Below are 12055 nucleotides of genomic sequence, written 5' to 3'. Positions count from 1 at the left end.
AGCGCTGCACTTTTATAATGCAGCGCTGAGGAAGCGCTTTTACCAGACTTCGCTGGCGATCTGCGTCACCAGACGGACCTTATCCCACTGCTGGGACTCACTCAGGCTGTTGCCCTCTTCGGTGGAGGCAAAACCGCACTGCGGGCTGAGGCAGATTTGCTCTTTCGCCACGTATTTCGCCGCCTCTTCCAGACGGGCCTTCACGCCTTCCGGGTTCTCCAGCTCACCGTTTTTCGTGGTGATCAGGCCCAGCACCACCTGCTGCTTGCCCGGGCGAACGAAGCGCAGCGGCGCGAAATCCCCGCTGCGGTCGTTATCGTATTCCAGGAAGAATGCGTCAACGTTGACCGTCCCGAACAGCACTTCCGCCACCGGCTCGTAGCCGCCTTCGGAAATCCAGGTTGAACGGAAGTTACCGCGGCAGACGTGCAGCCCGATGGTCAGATCCTCCGGCTTGCCTTCCAGGGCCTTGTTCAGTACGCGGGCATAGATTTGCGCCAGCTCATCGGCATCGTCGCCGCGCTCGCGGATCTGACGGCGCTGGTCGTCCGAGCAGAGGTAGGCCCAGACGGTGTCGTCCAGCTGCAGATAACGGCAGCCCGCGTCGTAGAATGCGCGTATCGCGTCGTGCCAGGTGGTTGCCAGATCGTCGAAATAGTCGTTCAGATCCGGATACACCGTCGCGTCGATGTCTTTGCGCCCGCCGCGGAAATGGAGCACGCTTGGGCTGGGAATGGTCATCTTCGGCTGGGCATTGCCGCTGATGCTTTTCAGATAGCGGAAGTCTTCCAGCATCGGGTGATCGCCAAAGCCCAGCTTGCCGGTCACGCGCACGCCGTGGGCTTTGGTTTGTACTCCGTTGAACTGAATCCCCTGCTGTGAATCGTAACGCTCAACGCCCTGAAGACCGTCGAAGAAATCGAAGTGCCACCAGGCACGGCGAAATTCACCGTCGGTCACCACATGCAGGCCGCACGCGCACTGCTGCTCGACGACGTGGCGAATAGCCTCGTCCTCCACCGCGCGAAGCTGTCCGGCATCAATCTCGCCGCTGGCGAACTTCAGGCGAGCCTGCTTGATGGCATCCGGGCGTAAAAAGCTGCCGACTACGTCGGCGCGGTATGGGGCGTGCTGTCGATGCATGGAAATCTCCTCGGTCTGCCGGTATTAATTGCCCGCAGTGATAATTCATTATTTGAATTTTTAGACTTCTGGATGTCTAAATGTCCAAAAAAGATGTCATACCTTACTGTTTCCGGCAAACGAGAAAATTTCACGGGTGTTGAAAAAAATTCATCTTCACAGCGCGTCAGCGTGCGCCTGGCTGGCAAAGGCGTAGCGTTCATCTTCCCAGCCGGTGATGCCGCCGAGCATGATTTTGACCGGCAGCCCGAGACGCGCCAGCTTCAGCGCGGCTCTGTCAGCGCCGTTACAGTGCGGTCCGGCGCAGTAGACGACAAACAGCGTCCCTTCCGGCCATTGGGCCATGCGCTCAGCGGTCATCTGGCTCCACGGCATATGCAGTGCGCCCGGCACATGGCGGCGGGCAAACTGTTCCGGGCTCCCCACCACGTGCAGCAGCACGAAGTCCTGCTCATTATTGGCGATGGCGTGATGCACGTCGGCGCAGTCGGTTTCGACGCTCAGGCGACGCAGAAAATGGGTAACGGCTTCCTGCGGCTCGGCAGCGGGAAATTCAGTAACATAGCTCATGATCCTTCCTCATCTTTGGCGTTTGTGTTAACACTACTCTATCCACAAATTCAGCCCGTGAATGCGCTCGCTTATGCCAGAAAACAGCAAAAAGATGACAAACTTAAGACAGGTTACCCGCCCGCAGGTGGTGGTGCTGGCGTATGACGGGCTATGTACCTTTGAGTTTGGCGTGGCGGTTGAGATTTTTGGCCTGCCGCGTCCGGAGCTGGGCGACGACTGGTATCGTTTTGCGGTGGCGAGCGTGGATAGCGGCGAACTGCGGGCGACCGGCGGGATCCGCATCGTTACCGATGGGGACTTGAGCCTGCTTGCGTCGGCGGACCTGATCGTGGTTCCCGGCTGGCGGGGGCTGGACTCACCGGTTCCTCCGGCGCTCTGCGAGGCGCTGCGCCAGGCCAGCGCGCGCGGATGTCAGCTGCTGTCCATCTGCTCGGGCGTGTTCGTGCTGGCCGCTACGGGGCTGCTGAACGGACGTAAAGCCACGACGCACTGGCGCTACATTGACGCGCTTAAGGTCCGCTATCCCGACATCAAGGTGGTTGAGGATGTGCTCTACCAGGACGAGGGCGATATCCTGACCTCCGCGGGCAGCGCGGCGGGGATCGATCTCTGCCTTCATGTTGTACGAAGGGATTATGGGCTGGAAACCGCCAACAGCGTGGCGCGTCGGCTGGTGATCCCCCCTCACCGGGATGGTTCACAGCCGCAGCAGCTGAGTCGCCCGGTGGCGCAGCTGCGTGAGAGCCAGCGCCTGGGCCAGCTGTTTGATTTTCTGCACACGCACCTTGTCGAGCCGCACAGCGTCGACTCGCTGGCGCGTCGGGTCGGCATGAGCCAGCGCACCTTTCTTCGTCGCTTCGAGGCGGCAACGGGCACGACGCCTGCTCGCTGGCTGCTTAATGAACGCCTGCTGAGAGCAAAAGATTATCTGGAGAGCAGCCGTTTAAGCATCGACAGCATCGCGGAACAGACCGGGTTTGGTCAGGCGTCGACGCTGCGTCATCATTTTCGTCAGCAGTTTGCGCTTTCCCCGGCTCAGTATCGCAAACAATTTTCACGTTCTGATACTGCCCGCTAGCGGCAAAAGCGCAAAAAAAAACCGCCATTATCTGGCGGTAAATGCTTGCATGGATAGATTTGTATTTTGGTCTCTACGTCCCCGACGCTCCATGGTCGGGCAGCGGATCTCATACAAACTAACACTGGCTGTCTCAACGAAAGCTAAACAGCCTGATTAACTCGCGCTGGTGTTGATTTGTAAATAGCGCATCAGGCCCTGCTCAGCGCTCTGCCTGGCATCATCGTTAAGGGCCTCGAGATAAAACGATCGCGATACGCCATAGGGAGCCTTTTCAGAGGGATATACCGCAAACTGGAATGTTTTTCCCCGTGCCGGATGGGTGCAGTCTAATTCCCAGCGCTGTTCATTTACTCTTTTACTAGTGCAGGCTACGCGTCCATAGTCGCTGGTTAAATAGGAACCAACGCGAATTTCAGCGGACTGAATATATTCTGGTTCGTCATTACCTGCATAACGAATCGCTGCAACGGCACCTACCGCAACAGCCAGAAGCGAAAACGCTATTATTTTTTTCATTTATGAATGACCCATTCCTTAGCCAGAGATTCACTATTATATAGGATTTATCCTTAAAGCGAACATCCAACTATGGACCAGAAATAGGAGGTTTACAAAAACGCACATATATTTTAAGAAAAATCCTAATCGGTATTATGAACCTACGTTATTTGACATTTTCTTTGCGCTATTTTGAAATTTTGAATAATAACCCTAAACAATAATTGGCATGATTTCCCCGCGCTGTTCTTATTCGGTGAATTTATGTTCAAAAAAGGGCTATCTTTTATCATGCTTATTTGTGCCCTCTTTTCCGGCCAGCTGATGGCCGGGCACAAAGGCCATGAATATGTTTGGGTAAAGAATGTGGAACATCAGCTGCGGCATGAGGCCGACAGTGACGAGTTACGCAGTGTAGCGGAAGAGTCAGCGGAGGGTTTGCGCGAACACCACCTGTGGCAGAAATCGCGCAAACCGGACACGCACGTAAGGTAATTAACTGCCCTTGCGTTTCGGAAGGGTTTTCATCAGATCGTCCGGGCTCACGGACGCAACGATACTGCCCGGCGGTGGCATTTTGAAAATGTGGTTTTTCATTTTGCCGATAACATGCATTTCACAAGGACGGCAGTCAAACTTCAGGGTCAGAACTTCGTCACCGTTGACCAGCTGCATGGGGGTGGCCTTCCAGCTTTTAATATTCCCTTTCGCCTGTTTCGGGCACAGGTTAAAAGCAAAGCGCAGGCAGTGCTTGGTGATCATCACCGGCACATCGCCCTTCTCTTCGTGCGCTTCATAGGCCGCGTCGATAAGCTGCACGCCGTGGCGATGATAAAATTCACGCGCTTTATGGTTGTAAACGTTGGCCAGGAACGATAAATGGGTGTCCGGATACACAGGCGCAGGAACGGATTCGGCCTTACGGCTGCCGCGCGGATACTGCGCCAGGCGTGCGGCATCCAGCATCTCTGCCGTTTCGCGGCGGAACTGGTTCAGCAGGCTGTTCGGCACGAACAGCGCGTCCGGCAGATTAACCTCGATGGCGCGCGCGTAGTAAATCGTCTGGCCCAGCTTCGCTACGCCGTCCTTCAGGCTGTTAAGCGCTTTCTCCGCGTTGTTTGCCACCTCGAACAGACCATCAAGGGTATGCGTTACGCTGATGCCGTCTTCGCAGGTCATGGTCAGGATCAGCTGCTCTTCCCAGCCGCCCAGCTCAATGTCCACCGCGATGCGACGCTCGCTGGAGGTTTTCAGCAACGCCTGCTGCCAGTTATGATCCAGGTTACGGTTGAGCGGCGCGTTCGGCCTTGCCTTGTAGAGATCGGCAGGCATTTCATTCGGCCAGACGCGGTAGCGGTTCTCGCCGGTTTTTTCGACCGTGTTGGCGCGGAAGCCCACCACTTCACGCTTAATCATCACGTTCAGGCCGTCGCCGTTCGCCAGCGGCTCGGTCACTTCAACGTCCAGGTGATCTTTCGCCACTTTCAACACTTCACCGACCGGTAAACCGATAAACTTCGGTGAGTCAAACGCGCCAATATCCCCTTTGCGGGCGTTCACGAAATAGTCCGTGCTGCCGCGGTGGAAGGTTTTGTCCGTTGACGGAATAAAGAAATGTTCGGTACGACCGGCCGAGGCGCGCGCCAGGTCACCGCGATCTTCGATGATGGCGTCCAGCATCTGGCGATAGTGCGCGGTGATGTTCTTCACGTAGCTCATATCTTTGTAGCGCCCTTCAATCTTAAAGGAACGCACGCCCGCGTCGATCAGCGCGCCCAGGTTGGCGGTCTGATCGTTATCCTTCATGGAAAGCAGGTGTTTTTCGAACGCCACCACGCGACCTTGATCGTCTTTCAGGGTATACGGAAGACGGCAGGCCTGCGAGCAGTCGCCGCGGTTGGCGCTGCGGCCCGTCTGGGCGTGGGAAATGTTGCACTGGCCGGAATAGGCCACGCACAGCGCGCCGTGGATAAAGAATTCAATCGTCGCGTCGGTTGCCTGGTGAATATCGCGGATCTGATTGAGGTTCAGCTCGCGGGCCAGAACGATCTGCGAAAAACCCACGTCGGAGAGAAACTTCGCCTTCTCAACCGTGCGGATATCGCACTGGGTGCTGGCATGCAGTTCGATAGGCGGAATATCCAGCTCAAGCACGCCCATATCCTGAACAATCAGGGCATCGACGCCGGTCTGGTAGAGATCGGTAATCAGACGCTGCGCGGGCTCCAGCTCATCATCATGAAGAATGGTGTTCAGGGTCACGAACACTTTCGCCCCGAAACGGTGGGCGAACGGCACCAGATCGGCAATATCGCGCAGGCTGTTGCTGGCGTTATGGCGGGCACCGAAGCCAGGGCCGCCGATGTAGACGGCGTCAGCGCCATGAAGGATCGCTTCACGGGCAATGGCGGCGTCGCGGGCCGGGCTTAAAAGTTCAAGATGATGGGATTGCAGGCGCATACTTCGTCGTTATCCGTTATGGTCAAAATGGCGGCTATTGTAGTCAGAAGTATGCGCCAGCGAAACAGTTTTGCGTAGCCTCAGCGGGGATAATGGATCAGAGAGTGAAAATGCACCGGCCGGTCGCTGCTGTTGCGGTAGGCGTGCGGTTTATCACCGGCAAAACGGACGCCAGAATCGGCATGAACCGTCTGCCACTCGTCGTTGATGTTCATCTCCAGCTCGCCGCTAATGACCACCACATGTTCAATCACGCCTGCCTCATGCGGCGTGGACTCGCTCAGGGCACCCGGTGCCAGCGTGATGGAAAAATGATCGAACCGGAGCGTCTCATCCCAGGGAAAGAGCGGTTTGACCACCATCGCCTGCTGTTGTGAATCAAACACAGCCGGCCTGTCCGCCTCGGGCGTAATGAAAGCGGAAAACGGGACGTTCAGCCCGGTGGCAATTTTCCACAGCGTCGACACCGTCGGGCTGGACTCATTGCGCTCGATTTGCCCGAGCATCGCTTTCGACACGCCCGTTTCGTCCGCCAGCTTCGATAAACTCCAGCCGCGCGCCTGGCGCAGCGTTTTCAGCGTTGCTGCAAGATGTTGTGTAATGTCCATGCTCCCTCCTGATGGCCCTGAGCATACCACTTGTACGCTATAGCGCACAGTGTTACCTTATCGCGGACGTTATAACGCACAGCGGAGTTTCTATGCGCCCTACCTCTCATCTCGTTCCAGTCGTACTGGCTGGATTTGTCGCCGTTCTGGTCGGTTACGCCAGTTCGGCAGCTATCATCTGGCAGGCCGCCGCAGCGGCAGGCGCCAGCGCGCAGCAGATTGCGGGCTGGATGACCGCGCTGGGGGTTGGGATGGGCGTCAGCACGCTGGCGCTCTCCTGGTGGTATAAAGCTCCGGTGCTGACCGCCTGGTCTACGCCCGGCGCGGCGCTACTCGCCACCAGCCTGCACGGCGTGACGCTGGCCGAGACAATCGGCGTGTTTATCTTCGCCAACGCGCTCATTTTACTCTGCGGCATGACCGGGCTTTTCGCCCGCCTGATGAAGCTGATCCCACACTCACTGGCTGCGGCCATGCTGGCAGGCGTACTCCTGCAGTTTGGGCTGCATGCGTTTGCCCATCTGGACGGGCACTTTCTGCTGTGCGGCAGCATGATTGCCGCGTGGCTGCTGGCGAAAGCGCTGGCACCGCGCTATGCAATCGTCGTTACGCTGCTGGTGGGCGGGATCGTGGCGTGGGCGGGAGGTGACGTTGTCACGGATAAAATCACCATTTCCTTCGTGACACCTGAGTTTATTGCGCCCACGTTCACCTTCACCAGCCTGGTGAGCATCGGCTTGCCCTTCTTCCTGGTGACCATGGCCTCGCAAAATGCGCCCGGTTTCGCGACCATGAAAGCGTCCGGCTATCCGCTGGCGGTCTCACCGCTCATTATTTTTACGGGCGGGCTGGCGCTGCTGCTGTCCCCCTTCGGCGTCTTTTCCATCTGCATAGCCGCCATTACCGCCGCTATCTGTCAAAGCCCGGATGCCCATCCCGATGCCGGTAAACGCTGGCTGGCGGCTATCGCCGCGGGCGGGTTTTATCTGCTGGCGGGAGTGTTCGGCGGATCCATCACCGGGATAATGGCTGCGCTGCCGCTCAGCTGGATCCAGACGCTGGCCGGTCTGGCGCTGCTGGGTACCATCAGCGGGAGTTTATATCAGGCGCTGAATCATGAAGCGGAGCGCGACGCGGCTATCGTCACGTTTCTGATGACCGCAAGCGGCGTCACGATCCTGGGCATCGGCTCGGCATTCTGGGGGCTGGTGCTGGGCGGCGTAAGCTATGCCCTGTTTTCACGCGCTCGCCGCGCGCAGCTGTGACGGCGTGATGCCCATGACGCTGCGAAAACGGTTACTGAAGTGGCTGGCGGAGTTAAACCCGCAGGCCAGCGCGATATCCGTAAGCGGCGTCGAGGTATGCTGCACCAGGTTTTTCGCTTTTTCCATGCGTCGTTGCATGACGTACTGATGCGGCGCCAGCCCCGTCGACTGGCGGAACATGCGGGCAAAATGGTATTCGCTGAGTGCGGCCTGCGCCGCCAGATCGGCCAGCGTCAGGGGCTGTCCGAGGTTTTCTTCAATAAAAGCCAGCACGTTGCGCAGAACAAACGGCGATAGCCCGCCGGTAACGACCGGGAGCTTCCACTGAACGTTGGCGTAGTTTTGCAGCAGGTGGGTCAACAGCAGCGTAGAGGCCGTGCTCAGGGTGAGCTGGTTGGCCTGCTGCTGCCAGTCGCAGCCGAGCAGAAACTGGCGGTACAGCGCGGTGATCTTCGGGTCGCTGCCAAAAATGCGCTCGTCCAGAGTCAGCGACAGGGGCCGCTTGTCCCAGATTTTTTCGCCCACATCGCGCAGGTGTTCATCGGTGCAGTAGAGATGGACAAACGACAGGTCATCGCGGATGTCCCACGTCGATTCGCTCTCTTTCGGCATCAGACAGAAACGGTCCGGTCCCCCGCCGTTCTTCCAGCCGCCCGGCGTCTTTTGATAGCTCTCGTAACCGTCGGCGACGTACAGACTAAGGGTATGATGATTGCTTTTAACCGTTATCGTATCGTGCTTGTTGTACCACGCCGCCAGCTGAATGCCGGAATTGAGCGCGACCGTTTCCCGCAGGACCGCATTCTGCTGGCGAAGCGTTTCAAAGGTATCGTAAGCGTAAGACATAACCGTTAGCGCGTTATTGAGTGAACTGTCAGTCTAAGAACTGTTGTCCCCCGTTGCCAGCCCCCGGAAAAGAAAAAAGCGCAAGATTTTGCAAGTCTACCGCAAGCCGGTGAAAGCCCCAGAGCGATGACGGCGCCATACTGCGGGCTTCCGTGGTTTGAGAAGAGAAAAAATATGAACGCGTTATTATACGGACTGGTGGTGATCATCTGGGGAACCACCTGGATTGCCATTTTCCTGCAGCAGGGTCCCGTACCCGCCCCCGTCTCTATTTTCTGGCGTTTTGCTGTGGCCAGCGCCACGATGATGATGGTGTTACTTGCCCTGCGCCGGTTGCGTAAGCTGGCGCTGCGGGATCATCTGTTCTGCATGCTTCAGGGATGCTGCGTCTTCTGCTTTAACTTCTGGTGTTTTTATACCGCGGCGGCACACATCAACACCGGGCTGGAATCGGTGATCTTCTCCATGGCGGTGCTCTACAACGCTATTAACTGTTTTATTTTCTTTGGACAGCGCCCGCCCGCGCGTTTCTGGACGGCGGCGGCGCTGGGTCTTGTGGGGATCGTGACCCTTTTCTGGGACGACCTGCTGGCCAGCGGCTGGAGCGTATCGCTCCTGACGGGCATTGGCCTTTCCGCGCTCGGCACGTACGGCTTCTCGCTGGGCAATATGATCAGCATGCGCCATCAGCGCAGAGGTCTGGAAACCATGACCACCAACGCCTGGGCTATGCTTTACGGCACGCTGGTGATGGGGGGTATTGCGCTCTTCAGAGGCGACAGTTTTACCCCGGAATGGACGGTCACCTATATGGGCGCGCTGCTCTATCTGGCTCTCTTCGGCTCGGTGATTGCCTTTGGTGCCTACTTCACGCTGGTGGGACGTATCGGCCCCGGGAAAGCGGCCTACAGTACGCTGCTCTTCCCGCTGGTGGCGCTCTCTATCTCAACGGTGTATGAAGGCTACGTCTGGCACATCAACGGTATCGTCGGTTTGCTGCTGATTCTGGGCGGGAATATGGTGATGTTCACGAAACCAGAGACCTGGTTCAGGCGCCTGCGTACGGCGTAAAAAAAACGGCCTGCGCAATGCAGGCCGCTTAACGTTATTTCGCTGTTTTATGCACGTCAAACATGGTGGCGTCCGTCGCCATGTCGTCAACAACCTGCTTCAGCGTCGCAAAGGTCATCGGCGTACTTTCGTTATTCAGCTCTTTGCCTTCACCTTTACGAACCACCTTCATCACTGGTTTATTGGTGGCCGCGTCGATCAGCTCACCTTCAAAGTAGAGATGGGTATCCATGGTGCGATGGCCGGTAGCCATCTGCGTACCTGCTACCACCAGCGCGACCGGCACCACTTCATAGAACTGCAGGCCTTCTTTCTGCGAACTCACCCCGGTGATAGCACCGCGGAAAATCAGGCTGTGTTTACCCGGCGTGGTCACAATCGGCTTACGGGTACCAATAGCCGTTTTCATTTTGTTATTGGTGTAATTCAGCAGCTCATCAAGGGTTTGTTTCCCGATCTGAGTCGTTGGTTTTGGCGTTGGATAATAGGTGATTGGCGTCCAGATAATGCTGTCATAGTTGGCTTCGTTATAGGAAGGGTCAACCCAACGCAGCGTTGGTTTACCCGTTGCAGACGTCGTCTGCTGCAAGCCGGAATAATCTTTTAAAAAGCCTGAATATTGTTCTGGAGCCGCGACTTTTGAAGAACAGCCCGCCACTGCCAATAAACCCGTAAGCACTGCAACTTTAAAAAAAGTTTGAGTACGCATGATAGTTTTCCATGTAATCTGCAAGTATGCATTTGAAGTTATAGCAAAAGTTCGGTGGGTTTGTTGTGACAAAAAATGACGTGGGGAGCACAAATTGCGAAAAGAATGCCCGGCAGCGTACCGGGCAGAGAAAATTACTGATTAATATCCACCTGCCAGAACAAATGTTTACCAAACGGATCGATTTCGTAACCTGTCACCTCTTTGCGCACCGGTTCGAAGATCGTTGAATGCGCAATCATAACCGCCGGCATCTGGTCATGCATGATCTGCTGCGCTTCTTTATACAGCGCTACGCGCTTGTCGCGATCGGTGGTTGATTTTGCTTCCGCGATAATTTTATCAAACGGCTTATAGCACCACTTCGCCGAATTCGAACCGCCGTTGGCCGAGGTGCAGGTAAACAGCGGGCCAAAGAAGTTGTCCGGATCGCCGGTGGCCGTCGTCCAGCCCATCAGCGCGGCCTCATGTTCACCGTCCTTCACGCGCTTGAGATATTCGCCCCATTCGTAGGTGACAATTTTGGTCTGCACCCCCACCTTCGCCCAGTCAGCCTGAATCATCTCCGCCATCCGTCTGGCGTTCGGGTTATAGGGCCGCTGGACGGGCATCGCCCACAGGTCAATACTCATGCCGCCGGCTAAACCGGCCTCTTTCAGCAACGCTTTCGCTTTTTCAGGATCGTAATCGTAATCCTTCAGCTCGCTGTCAGCGCTCCAGACGCCCGGCGGCAGCAGATTTTTCGCCGCGGTGCCGGTGCCGTGGAACACCGCGTCGATAATGGCTGGCTTATTGATCGCCATCGCCAGCGCCTGGCGAACCTTCACGTTATCCAGCGGCGGCTTTTGGGTATTAAACGCCAGGAAACCGGTATTCAGCCCGGCCTTGCTCATCAGCGTAATATCTTTATTGGCCTTCATACGCGGCAGATCCGCCGGGTTCGGGAACGGCATCACCTGGCATTCGTTTTTCTCAATTTTGGCAAAACGCACGGAGGGATCCGGGGTGATGGTAAAGACCAGCCTGTCCAGCTTTGATTTCCCCTGCCAGTAGTCGGCAAACGCCGTAAACAGAATGCGGGAATCCTTCTGATACTGCGCCAGCTTAAACGGCCCGGTGCCAATGGGCTGCATATCCACCTTCTCCGGCGTGCCCGCTTTCAACATTGCATCGGCATACTCCGCGGAGAGGATCGAGGCAAAATACCATGCCAGATCCGCAACAAACGGCGCTTCAGGGTGCGCCAGGGTAAAACGCACCGTGTGGTCATCGACTTTATCAATAGCGGTAATCAGGCTGCCAAACTCCAGGCTTTCGAAGTTGGAATAGCTGCCGTTTGAGACGTTGTGATAGGGATGGTTCACGTCCTTCTGGCGCATAAACGAGAAGATCACGTCATCGGCGTTAAAATCGCGGGTCGGCGTGAAGAATTTATTGCTCTGAAACTTCACCCCTTTACGCAGATGGAAGGTATAAACCTTGCCGTCGTCGCTCACCTCCCAGCGCTCTGCCAGGCTCGGCACCTGCTCCGTGGTGCCGGGTTTGAAATCGACCAGCCGGTTGTAGACCGGCACTGCGCTGGCATCCACGCTGGTGCCCGAGGTGTATAACTGGGGATTAAAGTTTTCCGGTGACCCTTCGGAGCAATACACCAGCGTTTTCGCGGCTACGGTGGAACTGACCGTGAGCGCAGCGAGTGCCAGCGTTAACGTTGTGCGTTTGCTTGTCATCATTTATTCCTGTCTTTTTAATTCGACGGCTAATTAATTCTTTTGCCATTTCATAAATAACATTAAAGTGA

The 12055-nt window shown here is 56.5% G+C and carries 12 protein-coding genes; 4 read left to right on the top strand and 8 right to left on the bottom strand.

Annotated elements, in window-relative coordinates:
* Positions 1 to 39: 39 nt before the first annotated feature.
* Positions 40 to 1143, bottom strand: a complete 1104-nt coding sequence (locus IM294_RS02065) for a cobalamin-independent methionine synthase II family protein (RefSeq protein WP_126818058.1) — start codon at positions 1141 to 1143, stop codon at positions 40 to 42.
* A 156-nt stretch (positions 1144 to 1299) separates the two neighbouring features.
* A complete protein-coding gene (locus tag IM294_RS02060; RefSeq protein WP_041910013.1) occupies positions 1300 to 1713 on the bottom strand; it encodes a rhodanese-like domain-containing protein in 414 nt (137 codons plus the stop codon).
* Positions 1714 to 1786: 73 nt separating this feature from the next.
* Between IM294_RS02060 and ftrA the strand changes: the two genes are divergently transcribed.
* Positions 1787 to 2794: a transcriptional regulator FtrA gene (ftrA, locus tag IM294_RS02055; RefSeq protein ID WP_126818057.1), complete on the top strand. Its 1008-nt coding sequence runs from the start codon at positions 1787 to 1789 to the stop codon at positions 2792 to 2794.
* A gap of 156 nt (positions 2795 to 2950) precedes the next feature.
* Here ftrA and IM294_RS02050 read toward each other — a convergent pair whose 3' ends face one another.
* Positions 2951 to 3313, bottom strand: coding sequence for a hypothetical protein (locus tag IM294_RS02050; RefSeq protein WP_045260501.1), 363 nt, complete (start codon positions 3311 to 3313; stop codon positions 2951 to 2953).
* A 246-nt stretch (positions 3314 to 3559) separates the two neighbouring features.
* Between IM294_RS02050 and IM294_RS02045 the strand changes: the two genes are divergently transcribed.
* The gene (locus IM294_RS02045; protein ID WP_047368536.1) at positions 3560 to 3790 is read left to right on the top strand and encodes a DUF2554 family protein; all 231 of its coding nucleotides are present in this window, start codon (positions 3560 to 3562) and stop codon (positions 3788 to 3790) included.
* Here the strand turns inward: IM294_RS02045 and IM294_RS02040 are convergent, their stop codons facing one another.
* Together IM294_RS02040 and IM294_RS02035 are read right to left on the bottom strand one after the other, a co-directional pair.
* Positions 3791 to 5755 (bottom strand): U32 family peptidase, encoded by a 1965-nt coding sequence (locus IM294_RS02040; protein ID WP_063942481.1) that lies wholly within the window; start codon positions 5753 to 5755, stop codon positions 3791 to 3793.
* Positions 5756 to 5835: 80 nt separating this feature from the next.
* Positions 5836 to 6363, bottom strand: coding sequence for a helix-turn-helix domain-containing protein (locus IM294_RS02035; RefSeq protein ID WP_045260498.1), 528 nt, complete (start codon positions 6361 to 6363; stop codon positions 5836 to 5838).
* Between the two features lie 92 nt (positions 6364 to 6455).
* Between IM294_RS02035 and IM294_RS02030 the strand changes: the two genes are divergently transcribed.
* Positions 6456 to 7628, top strand: coding sequence for a benzoate/H(+) symporter BenE family transporter (locus IM294_RS02030; RefSeq protein ID WP_028013122.1), 1173 nt, complete (start codon positions 6456 to 6458; stop codon positions 7626 to 7628).
* Here the strand turns inward: IM294_RS02030 and IM294_RS02025 are convergent.
* On the bottom strand, positions 7602 to 8474 hold the full coding sequence (locus IM294_RS02025; RefSeq protein WP_028013121.1) for a helix-turn-helix transcriptional regulator: 873 nt from the start codon (positions 8472 to 8474) through the stop codon (positions 7602 to 7604). The genes IM294_RS02030 and IM294_RS02025 overlap by 27 nt on opposite strands.
* A 174-nt stretch (positions 8475 to 8648) precedes the next feature.
* On the opposite strand from IM294_RS02025, the gene IM294_RS02020 reads away from it, so the two are divergent.
* Positions 8649 to 9545 carry a DMT family transporter gene (locus IM294_RS02020; RefSeq protein WP_126818056.1) on the top strand — a complete coding sequence of 299 codons (897 nt, stop codon included), beginning with the start codon at positions 8649 to 8651 and terminating at the stop codon, positions 9543 to 9545.
* A gap of 34 nt (positions 9546 to 9579) precedes the next feature.
* On the opposite strand, the gene IM294_RS02015 is transcribed toward IM294_RS02020, so the two are convergent.
* Together IM294_RS02015 and IM294_RS02010 are read right to left on the bottom strand one after the other, a co-directional pair.
* Positions 9580 to 10254, bottom strand: a complete 675-nt coding sequence (locus IM294_RS02015; RefSeq protein ID WP_028013119.1) for a DUF3313 domain-containing protein — start codon at positions 10252 to 10254, stop codon at positions 9580 to 9582.
* Between the two features lie 134 nt (positions 10255 to 10388).
* On the bottom strand, positions 10389 to 11984 hold the full coding sequence (locus IM294_RS02010; protein WP_126818164.1) for an ABC transporter substrate-binding protein: 1596 nt from the start codon (positions 11982 to 11984) through the stop codon (positions 10389 to 10391).
* Positions 11985 to 12055: the final 71 nt, after the last annotated feature.

Source organism: Enterobacter cloacae complex sp. P43RS (assembly GCF_014930585.1).
GTDB classification, from domain to species: Bacteria; Pseudomonadota; Gammaproteobacteria; order Enterobacterales; family Enterobacteriaceae; genus Enterobacter; species Enterobacter bugandensis.
This window is presented reverse-complemented; position numbering and strand designations above follow the sequence as displayed.